Below are 13,667 nucleotides of genomic sequence, written 5' to 3'. Positions count from 1 at the left end.
CGGTGCACGGTTGTGCGCCCACTATGGAGCAGGCGGCATGCTCCTGCCAGCACTTCGGCCCGTGCCACGCGGGGCAATATTGGTCTTCTCCACTGGCACCGCGGCGGGCCGAGGATCGGGCCGGATCGAGCCGGAGGGCGCGTAGCCTGGCCCTTCAGCACCACGCCCGCCCCTCGCACCGCCACGTCCGCCACCCCTCGCACCGCCACGGGAACCGTCATTCACGACCTCGCCTCCCGGCTCCGCCGGCTCCCCCCGTCCTGCGGCCCGGTCCGTCTGATCGGGATCGACGGGCACGCCGGCTCCGGAAAGACCACGTTCGCCGGGGAGTTGGCCCGCGCCCTGGACGGCGCCCCGGTCCTGCACCTCGACGACATCGCCAGCCACGACGAGCTCTTCGACTGGACCGGACGGCTGCTGTCCCAGGTGATCGAGCCCCTGAGCCGTGGCGAGAGCGCGCACTACCGGCCCTACGACTGGCACGCGCGCCGCTTCGGGCCGCCGCGCACGCTGCCGCCCGCCCCGGCGATCCTCCTGGAGGGCGTCGGCGCGGGCCGCCGCGCGCTCCGGCCGCATCTGGCGCACCTGCTGTGGATGGAGCTGCCCGCCGAGGAGGCGTGGGCGCGCGGCCGGTCCCGGGACGGCGAGGAACAGCGGGAGTTCTGGGCCGGTTGGGTCCCCGCGGAGCGACGGCATTTCACCGAAGACCCCTCCCGGCCCTTCTCCGACGTCCTGGTACGCCAGTGCACACAGGGATACAAGGTGCTCCCGGGGCCTGTCGGGAGCGTTGGACCGGACCAGAATGTCACGCACGGTGACGGATCATCCGCAGTGTGCTGAACTTGTGAAGAGCCTTGCGGGAGAACTTCCCGGAGTGCTTCAACTCGGCTTGACCGAGGGGCCGTACAGGACTTACGTTCTCAATGTGCGGCCATTCGGAGCCGCCCGCAGACGCGAAGCCCCCGGTTGTTCCCCCGTGATCGGGGGCTTCGTTCTGCCCTCAGCCCCTTTTTCGGGCGCCGCGAGACACGATCCGCTCACCCTCGGTCACCATCCGCGCATGCCCGCATCCGCTCCCACCTCGCCAAACGGCCTGTGCGGCACCCTTCGGTGGGCGACACCACCGCAGGTACGATGCCCTCGGTGCGCCCTACGGACAGCTGGCTCCGCGCACCGTTGCAACTCCGGTCCGCCGCCCGGCGGTTGGACCAAGGCGGCCACCGGGCGACGGCTCGGAGGTGAACCACGGGGGCACGGTTTGTGGGGGACGTGATGGATTTCGGCACGCAGGGCCCCGAGGCCCCGGCCGACCTCGCCTGGCTGCGAGGTGTGGACGCCTACACGATGGGCGCCTATCCACAGGCGGAAGAGGAGTTCCGGGCCGCGGTGCGGATCGATCCCGGGATGGCCGACGGCTGGCTCGGACTGCACGCGCTGCGCGTCGACACGACGACCGCGCTGCTCAGGATGTTCCGGCACCGCGACCGCTTCGGCGAACAGCGCGCACGACACCGCCGTACCCTCAACTCCTGGTACTGGCTGGGCTGGTGGGTGCAACCGGTGCTGGAGAGCCCGCGTGATCTGCTCCTCGCGCACGCCTCGCACTGGCTGGACGGCCGGCACGTCCCGGAGCTGGACCGGGCCCTCGCCGGCCTGCCGCCGGTGGACACCGACTCCCAGGTCCGCTTCCTGCACGCGTGCCGCGCCTATCTCGTCAAGGACTGGGAGCAGCTCGTCCGGCACACCGACCCGCTGCTCGACGACGCCATGCTCGGCATCGAGGCGGGCCTGTTCGGCGGCATGGCCCGGGTCCGCCTGGAGATGTACGGACAGGCCGAACCGCTGCTCTCGGCGGCCCTGATGCGCTGCCGCAGCGAACAGCCGCAGCGCAAGGAACTGCGCTACTGGCTGGCCCGGGCCCACGAGGGCACCGGCCGCAGCGCCGCCGCCCTGCCCCTGTACCGGGCCGTGCACCGCGTCGACCCGGCCTTCATGGACACCTCGGCCCGGCTCGCCGCGATCGCCGAGGGCGACGGCTACGAGGACCCCACCGACCTGGCGGCGATCACGCTCGCCGGGTCCGGCCAGGACGCCATCGACGGCACCGACGGCCTCGACCCGCTCTTCGGTATGGAGGGACGGGAGCTGCGGCTGACGGAGCCGGACCTGCCGCCCACCGGTCCCCTGACCTCGGTGACCGACCCCACCGTGCGGGCGAAGGTCACCGCGTCGCCGTCCCTGCCGGCCGGGCCGACCGATCCCGCCTTACTGGAGGAGGCGCTCACCGAGCTGGAACGCATGGTGGGCCTGGAGCCGGTCAAGCGCCAGGTCAAGGCGCTCTCCGCACAGCTGAACATGGCCCGGCTGCGCACCGGGCAGGGGCTGCCGGTCCAGCCGCCGAAACGGCACTTCGTCTTCTCCGGCCCGTCCGGCACCGGCAAGACCACGGTCGCGCGGATCCTCGGGCGCGTCTTCTACGCCCTCGGGCTGCTCGGCGGCGACCATCTCGTGGAGGCCCAGCGGGCCGACCTGGTCGGCGAGTACCTCGGCCAGACGGCCGTGAAGGCCAACGAGCTGATCGACTCCGCGCTCGGCGGTGTGCTCTTCGTGGACGAGGCGTACTCGCTGTCCAACTCCGGCTACGGCAAGGGCGACGCGTACGGCGACGAGGCGCTCCAGGTGCTGCTGAAGCGGGCCGAGGACAACCGCGACCACCTCGTGGTGATCCTGGCCGGCTATCCGGAGGGCATGGACCGGCTCCTCGCCGCCAACCCCGGACTGTCCTCGCGCTTCACCACCCGGGTCGACTTCCCCTCCTACCGCCCCCTCGAACTCACCTCCATCGGCGAGGTGCTCGCCGCGGAGAACGGTGACGTGTGGGACGAGGAGGCCCTCGACGAGCTGCGCTCGATCGCCGGACACGTGGTCGACCAGGGGTGGATCGACGAGCTGGGCAACGGCCGGTTCCTGCGGACGCTGTACGAGAAGAGCTGCGCGTACCGGGATCTGCGGCTGTCCACCTACCCGGGCGTGCTGACCCGGGACGACCTGTCGACGCTGCGGCTGCCGGACCTGATGCAGGCGTACGGAGAGGTGCTCTCGGGGCGGGGGCCGCAGGATCCGGCGGCCCCGTGAGCCGTTTCGGGAGTGCCGGTCCGGCTGCGGGCCGCTGCTCACCGGCCCGCAGCCGAACCGGCTCCCCTACGACGCCAGCGCCTCCTCGCTGCTGCGGGGCTCGGTGACCCGGATCTCCGGCAGCTCCCGGTGCGCGGGATCCCGTACCTCTCCCACCAGCAGCTCCAGGACGTCCTCCAGGGCGACCAGGCCGAGCACGCGGCCCGATCCGTCGGCCACCTGGGCGAGATGGGTGGCCGCGCGTCGCATGACGGTCAGCGCGTCGTCCAGGGGCAGTTCGGGCCGCAGGGTGGTCATCGGCCGCCAGACCTGCTGCGGTACCGCCCGTTCGGAGTCCTCCAGATCGAGTACGTCCTTGACGTGGACGTAGCCCATGAAGGCGCCGTTCTCCGCGGCGACGGGGAAGCGGGAGTAGCCGGTGCGGCCGGTGAGGTCCACGATCTGGCCCGGGGTGACCGAGGGGCTCACCGTCACCAGCGACTCGCGCCGCAGCAGCACGTCCGTCACGGGGCGCGAGCCCAGTTCCAGGGCGTCCTCCAGGCGTTCCTGCTCCTCGGGGTCGAGCAGGCCGGCCTGGCCGGAGTTCTCCACGAGGCGGTTGAGCTGTTCGCTGGTGAAGACGGCCTCGACCTCGTCCTTGGGTTCGACGTGGAAGAGGCGCAGGATGCCCTGGGCGCAGGCGCCGAGGGCGACGGTGATCGGCCTGCAGAGGCGGGCGAAGGCGACCAGGCCGGGGCTGAGCCACAGCGCGACCTTCTCGGGGGCCGCCATCGCGAGGTTCTTCGGGACCATCTCGCCGATGACGAGGTGGAAGAAGACGACCGCCGCCAGGGCGATCACATAGCCGAGGGGGTGGATCATGCCGTGCGGCATGTGGACCCACTCGAAGACCGGCTCCAGCAGATGGGCGACCGTGGGCTCGGCGACCGCGCCCAGGGTGAGCGAGCAGACGGTGATGCCGAACTGGGCGGCGGCCATCATCTCCGGCAGCCGCTCCAGGCCGTGCAGGACCTGCCGGGCCCGGGCGGTGCCGAGGGGCTCGATCTGGCTGCGGCGGACCGAGACGAGCGCGAACTCGGCGCCCACGAAGAAGCCGTTGGCGAGCACGAGCAGCGCGGCGAAGAGGAGTTGGAGGACGCTCATCGCACGGCCTCCATGACGTTGACCGCCTGAACCGTGCGCACCAGCCGGACCCGCTCGGCGCGGTAGTGCCCGACCTGGCGCACGGACAGCCGCCAGCCGGGCAGTTCGGCCCTGTCGCCGACGGCGGGGATCCGGCCGAGCAGGTCGGCGACCAGGCCCGCCACGGTCTCGTACGGCCCCTCGGGCACCTCCAGGCCTATGCGCTGCAGGACGTCGACCCGGCAGCTGCCGTCGGCGTCCCAGGCGAGACGGCCGTCCTCCGGCGGGGCGGCGGCGAGCTCGGGCAGGTCCTGCCCGTCGTGCTCGTCGCGGACCTCGCCGACGATCTCCTCGACGATGTCCTCCAGCGTGACCACTCCGGCCGTGCCGCCGTACTCGTCGACGACGACGGCGATGGGCTGCTCGCTGCGCAGCCGGGCCAGCAGGGGCTTGACCGGGAGGGTCTCGGGGACGAGCAGCGCCGGGCGGGCGATCCGGCCGACGGGGGTGCGCAGACGGTCGCGCACGGGCACGGACAGCGCGTCCTTGAGATGCACCATGCCGACGATCTCGTCGATCTTCTCGCGGTAGACGGGGAAGCGGGACAGTCCGGTGGCGCGGGTCAGGTTGACCACGTCCTCGGCGGTCGCCGACGACTGGAGGGCGCTGACCTTCACGCGCGGGGTCATGACGTGCTGCGCGGTCAGCTCGGCGAGCGAGAGCGTGCGGACGAAGAGGTCGGCGGTGTCCTGCTCCAGGGCTCCGGCCTGGGCGGAGTGCCGGGCCAGCGAGACGAGCTCGCCCGGGGTGCGGGCGGAGGCCAGTTCCACGGCCGGCTCGATGCCGAGCGCGCGGACGAGGCGGTTGGCGACCGCGTTGAGGCCGGCGATGACCGGGCGGAACAGACGGGCGAAGGCGTGCTGCGGGCCGGCGACGAAGCGCGCGACCTGCATCGGCCGGGAGACCGCCCAGTTCTTGGGCACCAGTTCGCCGATCACCATCTGCACGGCCGAGGCCAGCAGCATGCCGATGACCACGGCCACACCGGAGACGGCTCCCTCGGGGATGCCGGTCGCGGTGATGGGCCCGTCCAGCAGCTGGGCGAGCGCCGGTTCGGCGAGCATGCCGACGACGAGGGAGGTGATGGTGATGCCGAGCTGGGTGCCGGAGAGCTGGAAGGACAGCTCCTTGAGGGACTCCACGACGGTACGGGCCCGTCGGTCGCCCTCGGCCGCGGCCTTCTCGGCGTCGGTGGCCTCGACCGTGACGAGACCGAACTCGGCCGCCACGAAGAAGCCGTTGGCCAGAATCAGCAGGAACGCCGCTCCCAGAAGGAGCAGGGGGATGGTCATGCCGCCGCCTCGATATGTCGGGAGGGGGCGGCGCAGGTACTACAGGACGATCCGTCCATCGCTGGAGGGAGTCACTCCTCGGGTAGCAGGAACCGGGTAGAAGGAAACGAAGGGCGGAGGCGCGATGAGAACGCCTCCGCCAACAGATTAATCAAGACAGGGCCCGCTACGGCAGATCCCCCGTCGAACGGGCTTCGGCGAGCGCCCGCAGCGCACGGGCGTCCTCGATGGCACGCTGCTTGGCGATGCCCGGCTGGATGCCGAGCGCGGGCAGGCTGGTGCCGTCGCTGAGGTTGAGGAACACCCAGGGATCGCCGGGGCGGAGGTTCACCTGGATGATCTCGGCCCAGGCCAGGTGGCGCCTGCTGGCGATGTTCACGACGGTGACACCGGACTCGTCGGCGACGACCTTCGGCCGGGACAGCATGAGCAGCACCCCGAACAGGAGCGCCCCGGTGAAGACGAAGCTGAGGCGCTCGCCGCCGCTGAGCTGCTCCAGCAGCAGGGCGATCGTGGTGATCACCACGAAGATCGCGACTCCGGCGGTGAGCAGGACGGCACGGGTGCGGCCCGGCCGGAAAGTGACGGGCAGGGCGGGCAGTTCGGACATCTGACCGGGCTCCTCAGAGACGGCAGGCGTGGATGGCCGTGGTCAGGATGGCCCGGGCGCCGATGTCGTACAGGTCGTCCATGATCCGCTGGGCTTCCTTGGCGGGGACCATCGCGCGGACGGCGACCCAGCCCTCGTTGTGCAGCGGCGAGACGGTCGGGGACTCCAGGCCGGGGGTGAGGGCGACGGCCTTCTCCAGCTGCTCGACGCGGCAGTCGTAGTCCATCATCACGTAGGTCCGGGCGACGAGGACGCCCTGGAGGCGGCGCAGGAACTGCTGCACCTTGAGCTCCTCCGTGTCCGCGCCGGTGCGGCGGATCACGACGGCCTCGGACTTCATGATGGGCTCGCCGAAGACCTCCAGGCCCGCGTTGCGCAGCGAGGTGCCGGTCTCCACGACGTCGGCGATGACCTCGGCGACACCGAGCTCGATGGCGGTCTCGACGGCGCCGTCGAGGTGGACGACGGAGGCGTCGACACCGCTGTCGGCGAGGTGCCCGGCGACGATGCCCTCGTAGGAGGTGGCGACCGTCTTGCCCTTGAGGTCCTCGACGCCGTTCGCCGTGCCCGGCTTGGCGGCGAAGCGGAAGGTGGAGCGGGCGAAGCCGAGCGGCAGGATCTCCTCGGCCTCGGCGGCGGAGTCGATCAGCAGGTCGCGGCCGGTGATCCCGATGTCGAGCCTGCCGGAGGAGACGTAGATCGCGATGTCACGGGGGCGGAGGTAGAAGAACTCGACCTCGTTGACCGGGTCCACGATCCGCAGTTCCTTGGACTCCCGGCGCTGCTGGTAGCCGGCCTCATGCAGCATCTCCGCCGCAGGTCCTGACAGGGAACCCTTGTTGGGGACGGCGATGCGCAGCATGAGGTCGGCTTCCTTCGTGTGAGGGGGTCGGTGCGGAGCGGGCGGGTTTACAGGTGGGCGTAGACGTCGTCGAGGGAGATGCCGCGGGCGACCATCATCACCTGGACGTGGTACAGCAGCTGCGAGATCTCCTCGGCGGCCGCCTCCTTGCCCTCGTACTCGGCGGCCATCCAGACCTCGGCGGCCTCTTCGACGACCTTCTTGCCGATGGCATGGACGCCCTTGCCGACCAGCTCTGCGGTGCGGGAAGTGGCGGGATCGCCGTGGGCGGCCTTGTGCTGGAGCTCGGTGAAGAGCTCCTCGAACGTCTTATTGGACATGGTGGCGCCCACTTTACGCGTAGTGCCGGTCCACCTAACGCCACGGTTCAGATACTGAGCGGAGGGTGGCCGCGGTCGCCACCGCCGCCGTCACCGCCTCGTGCCCCTTGTCCTCGCTGGAGCCCTCGATTCCGGCCCGGTCCAGGGCCTGCTCCTCGGTGTCACAGGTCAGCACGCCGAAGCCGACGGGCACGCCGGTGTCCACGGAGACCTGGGTGAGGCCCTGGGTGACGCCCTGGCACACGTACTCGAAGTGGGGGGTGCCGCCGCGGATCACGACGCCGAGGGCGACGATCGCGTCGTAGCCGCGGCCCGCGAGGACCTTGGCGACGACCGGGAGTTCCCAGCTGCCGGGGACCCTGAGCAGGGTCGGCTCGTCGATGCCCAGGTCGCGCAGGGCGCGCAGGGCGCCGTCCACCAGACCGTCCATCACCTTCTCGTGCCACTGTGCCGCGATGACGGCGACCCGGAGGTCTCCGACATTGCGTACGGACAGTTCGGGTGCGCCCTTGCCGCTCACGTTCTCTTGTCTCCTCGGTGTGCTGTTGTTCGGTCTTACTGGTTGCCGCAGGTGGACACGGACGCCGTGGGGGTCGTGTCCAGCCAGGGCAGGTCGTGGCCCATCCGGTCCCGCTTGGTGCGCAGGTAGCGGAGGTTGTGCTCGCCCGCCTGTATGGGCATCGGCTCGCGGCCGGTGACCTTCAGGCCGTGCCGGACCAGCGCGTCGGTCTTGTCGGGGTTGTTGGTCATCAGGCGCACGCTCGTGACGCCGAGGTCCTGGAGGATCTGGGCGCCGGCGCCGTAGTCCCGGGCGTCGGCGGGCAGGCCGAGCTCCAGGTTGGCGTCGAGGGTGTCGTGGCCCTGCTCCTGGAGTTCATACGCCCGGAGCTTGGACAGCAGGCCGATGCCGCGCCCTTCGTGGCCGCGCAGGTAGACCACCACTCCCCTGCCCTCGGTCTGGATGCGCTCCAGGGAGGCGTCCAGCTGGGGGCCGCAGTCGCAGCGCAGGGAGTGGAAGACGTCGCCGGTGAGGCACTCGGAGTGGACGCGGACCAGGACGTCCTCGCCGTCGCCGATCTCGCCGTGCACGAGGGCGACGTGCTCGACGCCGTCGACGGTGGAGCGGTAGCCGTAGGCCGTGAACTCGCCGAAGGCGGTGGGCAGGTGGGTCTTGGCCTCGCGGCGGACGGTGGGCTCGGAGGTGCGGCGGTAGGCGATCAGGTCCTCGATGGAGATGATCGTCAGGCCGTGCTTGCGGGCGAAGGGGATCAGCTCGGGCAGGCGGAGCATCCGGCCGTCCTCGCCGGCGATCTCGACGATGGCGCCGGCCGGGCGCAGCCCCGCGAGCCGGGCGAGGTCCACGGCGGCCTCGGTGTGGCCGTTGCGGGTGAGCACCCCGCCGGACCTGGCGCGCAGCGGGAAGATGTGGCCGGGGCGGACGAGGTCGGAGGGCTCGGCGGTGCCGCTCGCCAGCAGCTGGAGCGTGGTGGCGCGGTCGGCGGCCGAGATGCCGGTGCTCACGCCGTGGGCGGCCGAGGCGTCCACGGAGACGGTGAACGCGGTCTTCATCGACTCGGTGTTGTCCGCGACCATCTGCGGCAGCTGGAGCCGGTCCAGTTCCTCGCCCTCCATGGGGGCGCAGATCAGGCCGCGGCACTCGCTCATCATGAAGGCGACGATCTCGGGGGTCGCCTTCTCGGCGGCGACGACGAGGTCGCCCTCGTTCTCGCGGTCCTCGTCGTCGACGACCACGATCGGGCGGCCGGCCGCGATGTCGGCGATGGCCTGCTCCACGGGGTCGAGCGCGAAGTCCTCGAAACCGTCGGTGCTGTACAGGATCGGTGGGACAAGAGGGGTGGCGCGAAGCGCCTCGGGCAGGGCGGTGGTGGGTGACGGGCGGGCGGTCATGCGGGCGCTCCTTCCATGACGGGCTGCGAGGCCTTGCGGGAGCGCAGCCACCAGTCGCGCATGCCCCACAGGACGAGCGCGCCGTAGATGACGTAGACGAAGCCGGAGAAGGCGTAGCCGTTGGCGAAGTTCAGCGGGACGCCGACCAGGTCGACCAGCAGCCAGGCGAACCAGAACTCGACCATGCCGCGGGCCTGGGCGTACATCGCGACGACGGTGCCGACGAAGATGTAGGCGTCCGGCCAGGGGTCCCAGGACAGGGTCGGGTAGGCCTTGAAGAGCAGGGCGACCGCGACGGTGCCCGCGGCGGCGGCGGCGATCATGGCCGCGCGCTCGCGCCCGGTGGCGAACCGCGGGGTGATGTGGCCGTCCGCGGACTTCCCCCGGTTGCGGTTCCACTGCCACCAGCCGTACACGGCGACGGCCATGACGACGACCTGCTTGCCGGCGCTGCCGGCGAGATGGCCGTAGAAGGCCACGAAGAGGATGAGGCCGGAGAGGAACTGGGTGGGCCAGGTCCAGATGGAGCGTCGCCAGCCGAGGGCGAGCGTGATCAGGCCGAAGATGTTGCCGATCATGTCGGACCAGATGATGCGCTGGCCGAAGAGCGTGAACGCCTCGGAGTTCAGCCAGTTCACCGGCCCGCCCCCTGGTTGCCCATCAGCCGCTCGACGTACTTGGCGATGACGTCGACCTCGAGGTTGACCGGGTCGCCGGGCTGCTTGAGGCCGAGCGTGGTCAGGTCGAGGGTGGTGGGGATGAGGCTGACGGTGAAGAAGTCGGGGCCGGCGTCGACGACGGTGAGGCTGATGCCGTCGACGGTGATGGAGCCCTTCTCGACGACATAGCGCGTGAGGTCCGCGGGGAGCGAGATCTTCACGATCTCCCAGTTCTCGGACGGCTTGCGCTCCAACACCTCGCCGGTGCCGTCGACATGGCCCTGCACGATGTGCCCGCCGAGGCGCGCGCCCACGGCCATGGGGCGTTCCAGGTTGACGCGGGAGCCGACGGCGAGGGCGCCGAGGCTGGAGCGGTTGAGGGTCTCCGCCATGACGTCCGCGGTGAACTCGTCGCCCTCGTGCTCCACGACGGTGAGACAGACGCCGTTGACGGCGATGGAGTCGCCGTGCTTGGCGCCCTCCGTGACGACCGGGCCGCGCAGACGGAAGCGGGAGGCGTCGTCGAGGATCTCGACGGCGGTGACCTCACCCAGTTCTTCGACGATTCCGGTGAACACTTCCCGGGTCCTCCTGCCTCATTCGGGCACGGACTCCGGGGCTGTCGATGACGACAGAATGAACGAGCGACACACCGGGAACGACGCCGAACAGAGGTCGCCACCAGGACGAACCCATACGGCGGCGCGCACGAATGCCCGCCCGCCGCGCACTGCCTCCCATCCGGACTTTAACCGTCGGTCCAGGAATTTCACCTGGTCAACCGGTCACTGGACGTGACCGGGTCGCGGACTGTAACCGCCGGTTCGGACTTTCACCGACCCCGGAGTGCGCTGCTTCTGGTACACGGCCAGTGTGCCACGCCTGATCGGTGTCCATACGGGTGAAGGATGTGGGTTGACTCACAGAGCGTGCCGGGAATGTCACCGCTCCGACCTTGGTCCATACCTATTGACCTACTGGTCTAGTCCTTTTAGGGTCGGCCGTGTGCTCGGGGGGCCGACGACGGTGACGACGGCCCTTGCCCGCCGCCGGACCCCCGAGCACCGACCGACCCCACGGCACCGCCGGAGAAGCGCTAGCGCACCGGCGCGAACAGCTCGTCCTGGGCCCGGTCCCGCGCCGTGAGGAGCGCGCCGCGCAGCACGGCCTCCCCGCCCAGACTGCTCGCCCGTACCTCCGTGGGCAACGGTGACATCCGCGCCAGCCGCTCCTGGACCCGGGCGGCGAGGACCGCGCCGCCGGCCCGGCCGATCTCGCCGGACAGCACGAGGCATCCGGGGTCCAGTACCGAGATGACGGCGGCGGCGCCCAGGGCGATCCGCTCGGTGAGCGCGTCGAGGAAGCGCTCGGCGGCACCAGCGGGGCCACCCACCGCCTCCCGCACCACCGCTTCACGCGCCACCGCCTCCCGCACCACTGCTTCACGCACCAGCGCCGCCGCATACGACTCATGGGCCAGGGCCGCCGCCGTCACCCCGTGCTCCGCCGCGAGGTCGGCGATCGCGCCCGCCGCCGCCAGGGAGTGGAAGCCACCGCCGCAGTCGGTGGCCGAGGGCAGGCCGGTCGTGCCCGGGACGGGCAGGAAGCCGATCTCGCCGGTGCCGCCGGAGGCACCCCGGCGGAGCTTGCCGTCGAGGACGACGGCGGCTCCGATGCCCATGCCGAACCAGAGCAGCGCGAAGGTGTCCCGGTCCCGGGCGGCCCCCTCGCGCTGTTCGGCCAGGGCGGCGAGGTTGGTCTCGTTCTCCACGCTGACGCGGGCCTCCGGCAGCCGTTCCTGGAGGGCGTCGACCAGGCGCCGGTGCCATGCGGGCAGGCCGGTGGAGTCGCGCAGCTCCCCGCTCGCGGGGTCGATCAGGCCGGGGACGCCGATGCCCACGGTGTGCAGCCGGTCCGCTCCCGCCTCCTTGGCCGCCCGCTCGACCAGCGCGACCGCCTGTTCCACCGCGGGCCCGGTCCCGGCGTCGTCACCGATCGGCGCGGACGCCTCGGCGAGCACCCGCCCGAGCAGGTCGGACACGACGACGGAGACGCCCTCGGTGCGCACGTCGAGGGCGGCCAGATGCGCCCGGTCGGCGACGATGCCGTAGAGCTTGGCGTTCGGTCCGCGTCGCTGCTCACCCGACTCCCCCACCACCGCGATCAGCCCGGAGGCGGCGAGGCGTTCCACGAGGTCGGCGACGGTCGGCCGGGACAGGCCGGTGAGCTGCTTCAGCCGGCCCGCCGTCAACGGGCCCTCCTGCTGGAGCAGTCGCAGGGCGAGCCGGTCGTTGATGGCCCGGGCCGTTCTCGGGGATGCGGGCATGCCGGGATCCTTCCAGATCTGCGGAGTGCCGGGGCGGACGGTCGACCGCTATCTATCAGGCAGGGTTCCTGATAGTTTACGTCACCGTCAAGGAGGACCCTGGAGCCTGGGAGGGGCCGGAGTATGAGTCACGTGGTCTACGACCCGCGCGAGGTGCGGCGGGCCCGGTACGCCGTGGCCGCCGTGTTCGCCGTGCACGGTGCCGTCACCGGCTCGTTCGCGACCCGCGTGCCGTGGATCCAGGACCATGCCTCGGTCAGCGCCGGGCAGTTGGGACTGGCGCTGGCCTTCCCCGCGCTCGGCGCGTCCGTGGCGATGCCGCTCGCGGGCCGGATCAGCCACACCTTCGGCGCCCGCAACGCGCTGCGCGGCCTGATCGCGCTGTGGACGCTCGCCCTCGTCCTGCCGTCCCTCTCCCCGAACCTGCTCACCCTCTGTCTGGCCCTGTTCGTCTACGGCGCGACGGCGGGCATGGCGGACGTGGCGATGAACGCGCTCGGCGTCGAGGTCGAGGAGCGGCTCGGCCGGTCGATCATGTCCGGTCTGCACGGCATGTGGAGCGCGGGCGCCCTGGTCGGCTCGGCGGCCGGCACCCTGGCCGCGCACCTGGGCTCGGACGCCCGCCTGCACCACGCGCTGGCGGCCGCGGTGCTGACCGTGCTCGGGGTGGCCGCGTGCGCCTGGGTGCTGGACCTCCAGCCCGCCGAGGACGAGGAGCCACCTCCCCGGTTCGCGCTGCCGCCCCGGTCGGCGCTCCTCATCGGCGCGGTCGGGTTCTGCGCGGTGTTCGCGGAGGGCGCCAGCCTGGACTGGTCGGCGGTGTACCTGCGCGACCAGTTGGAGACCTCGGCCGGTCTGGCGGCGGCCTGCACCACGGGCTTCACGCTGACCATGGCGATCGCCCGGATCGCCGGCGACAAGGTGGTGGACCGGTTCGGCTCGGTGCGCACGGTCCGGGTCAGCGGGGTGCTGGCCGTGCTGGGCGGACTGATGATCGTCGTCGCGGACCATCCGGCGGTGGCGATGTCCGGCTTCGCCCTGATGGGCCTCGGCATCGCGGTGGTCGTCCCGCTGTGCTTCGCCGCGGCGGGCCGCAGCGGCCCCAACCCGAGCCTGGCCATCGCCGGTGTCGCGACGATCACGTACACCTCGGGGCTGGTCGCGCCGAGCGCCATCGGCGGTCTCGCCCAGGCAACCAGCTTGATGGTGTCGTTCGGTCTGGTGACGGTGCTGGCCTGCGGTCTGGTGGCCTTCGCGGGCGTGCTGCGCGCCGGTGACCGCGACCGCCCGAAGGTCGCCCCGCAAACCTCCACCGTCCCCGACCGACAGCCCTGACCGGCCCGTTCCCGGCACCCGGGACCAAGCGGTCGGTC

General features: G+C 71.5%; 13 protein-coding genes and 1 riboswitch. Of the genes, 3 read left to right on the top strand and 10 right to left on the bottom strand.

From position 1 onward, the window contains the following. Nucleotides 1-219: 219 nt before the first annotated feature. Together K4B79_RS28700 and K4B79_RS28695 are read left to right on the top strand one after the other, a co-directional pair. Nucleotides 220-840: a uridine kinase family protein gene (locus tag K4B79_RS28700; RefSeq protein WP_232029899.1), complete on the top strand. Its 621-nt coding sequence runs from the start codon at nucleotides 220-222 to the stop codon at nucleotides 838-840. A 432-nt stretch (nucleotides 841-1,272) separates the two neighbouring features. Continuing rightward, complete coding sequence (locus K4B79_RS28695) at nucleotides 1,273-3,135, top strand: AAA family ATPase (RefSeq protein WP_232029826.1); 1,863 nt, start codon at nucleotides 1,273-1,275, stop codon at nucleotides 3,133-3,135. Between the two features lie 66 nt (nucleotides 3,136-3,201). On the opposite strand, the gene K4B79_RS28690 is transcribed toward K4B79_RS28695, so the two are convergent. The 10 genes from K4B79_RS28690 to K4B79_RS28645 form a co-directional block, all read right to left on the bottom strand. Next, complete coding sequence (locus tag K4B79_RS28690) at nucleotides 3,202-4,278, bottom strand: hemolysin family protein (RefSeq protein WP_232029825.1); 1,077 nt, start codon at nucleotides 4,276-4,278, stop codon at nucleotides 3,202-3,204. Beyond that, entirely contained in the window at nucleotides 4,275-5,609 is a 1,335-nt protein-coding gene (locus tag K4B79_RS28685; RefSeq protein ID WP_232029824.1) for a hemolysin family protein, read from the bottom strand. Before K4B79_RS28685 ends, K4B79_RS28690 begins: the two co-directional genes overlap by 4 nt. A 166-nt stretch (nucleotides 5,610-5,775) precedes the next feature. Further along, nucleotides 5,776-6,219, bottom strand: coding sequence for a PH domain-containing protein (locus tag K4B79_RS28680; RefSeq protein WP_232029823.1), 444 nt, complete (start codon nucleotides 6,217-6,219; stop codon nucleotides 5,776-5,778). A gap of 13 nt (nucleotides 6,220-6,232) precedes the next feature. Then, nucleotides 6,233-7,081, bottom strand: coding sequence for an ATP phosphoribosyltransferase (gene hisG / locus K4B79_RS28675; RefSeq protein WP_232029822.1), 849 nt, complete (start codon nucleotides 7,079-7,081; stop codon nucleotides 6,233-6,235). 47 nt (nucleotides 7,082-7,128) lie between these two features. Continuing rightward, nucleotides 7,129-7,401, bottom strand: coding sequence for a phosphoribosyl-ATP diphosphatase (locus tag K4B79_RS28670; protein WP_030946750.1), 273 nt, complete (start codon nucleotides 7,399-7,401; stop codon nucleotides 7,129-7,131). A gap of 34 nt (nucleotides 7,402-7,435) precedes the next feature. After that, nucleotides 7,436-7,921 (bottom strand): 6,7-dimethyl-8-ribityllumazine synthase, encoded by a 486-nt coding sequence (ribH, locus tag K4B79_RS28665; protein ID WP_232029821.1) that lies wholly within the window; start codon nucleotides 7,919-7,921, stop codon nucleotides 7,436-7,438. Nucleotides 7,922-7,956: 35 nt separating this feature from the next. Next, a complete protein-coding gene (locus K4B79_RS28660; protein ID WP_232029820.1) occupies nucleotides 7,957-9,309 on the bottom strand; it encodes a bifunctional 3,4-dihydroxy-2-butanone-4-phosphate synthase/GTP cyclohydrolase II in 1,353 nt (450 codons plus the stop codon). Next, entirely contained in the window at nucleotides 9,306-9,947 is a 642-nt protein-coding gene (gene pnuC / locus K4B79_RS28655; RefSeq protein ID WP_232029819.1) for a nicotinamide riboside transporter PnuC, read from the bottom strand. Before pnuC ends, K4B79_RS28660 begins: the two co-directional genes overlap by 4 nt. Further along, on the bottom strand, nucleotides 9,944-10,546 hold the full coding sequence (locus K4B79_RS28650) for a riboflavin synthase (protein WP_232029818.1): 603 nt from the start codon (nucleotides 10,544-10,546) through the stop codon (nucleotides 9,944-9,946). Before K4B79_RS28650 ends, pnuC begins: the two co-directional genes overlap by 4 nt. Nucleotides 10,547-10,691: 145 nt before the next feature. Further along, nucleotides 10,692-10,822: riboswitch (FMN riboswitch) on the bottom strand. 242 nt (nucleotides 10,823-11,064) lie between these two features. Next, a complete protein-coding gene (locus K4B79_RS28645) occupies nucleotides 11,065-12,294 on the bottom strand; it encodes an ROK family transcriptional regulator (protein WP_232029817.1) in 1,230 nt (409 codons plus the stop codon). A 123-nt stretch (nucleotides 12,295-12,417) separates the two neighbouring features. Here K4B79_RS28645 and K4B79_RS28640 point away from each other — a divergent pair, with 123 nt between their 5' ends. Next, nucleotides 12,418-13,629, top strand: a complete 1,212-nt coding sequence (locus K4B79_RS28640) for an MFS transporter (RefSeq protein ID WP_232029816.1) — start codon at nucleotides 12,418-12,420, stop codon at nucleotides 13,627-13,629. Nucleotides 13,630-13,667 lie beyond the last annotated feature (38 nt).

It is taken from the genome of Streptomyces lincolnensis (genome assembly GCF_021173675.1).
GTDB lineage: Bacteria > Actinomycetota > Actinomycetes > Streptomycetales > Streptomycetaceae > Streptomyces > Streptomyces lincolnensis_B.
This window is presented reverse-complemented; position numbering and strand designations above follow the sequence as displayed.

Excerpts from the sequence above, each read along its gene's own strand:
- K4B79_RS28640 (WP_232029816.1), top strand. The coding sequence starts at position 12,418 with ATGAGTCACGTGGTCTACGACCCGCGCGAGGTGCGGCGGGCCCGGTAC.
- K4B79_RS28660 (WP_232029820.1), bottom strand. The coding sequence starts at position 9,309 with ATGACCGCCCGCCCGTCACCCACCACCGCCCTGCCCGAGGCGCTTCGC.
- K4B79_RS28670 (WP_030946750.1), bottom strand. The coding sequence starts at position 7,401 with ATGTCCAATAAGACGTTCGAGGAGCTCTTCACCGAGCTCCAGCACAAG.
- K4B79_RS28680 (WP_232029823.1), bottom strand. The coding sequence starts at position 6,219 with ATGTCCGAACTGCCCGCCCTGCCCGTCACTTTCCGGCCGGGCCGCACC.
- K4B79_RS28690 (WP_232029825.1), bottom strand. The coding sequence starts at position 4,278 with ATGAGCGTCCTCCAACTCCTCTTCGCCGCGCTGCTCGTGCTCGCCAAC.
- K4B79_RS28685 (WP_232029824.1), bottom strand. The coding sequence starts at position 5,609 with ATGACCATCCCCCTGCTCCTTCTGGGAGCGGCGTTCCTGCTGATTCTG.
- hisG (WP_232029822.1), bottom strand. The coding sequence starts at position 7,081 with ATGCTGCGCATCGCCGTCCCCAACAAGGGTTCCCTGTCAGGACCTGCG.
- K4B79_RS28645 (WP_232029817.1), bottom strand. The coding sequence starts at position 12,294 with ATGCCCGCATCCCCGAGAACGGCCCGGGCCATCAACGACCGGCTCGCC.
- K4B79_RS28695 (WP_232029826.1), top strand. The coding sequence starts at position 1,273 with ATGGATTTCGGCACGCAGGGCCCCGAGGCCCCGGCCGACCTCGCCTGG.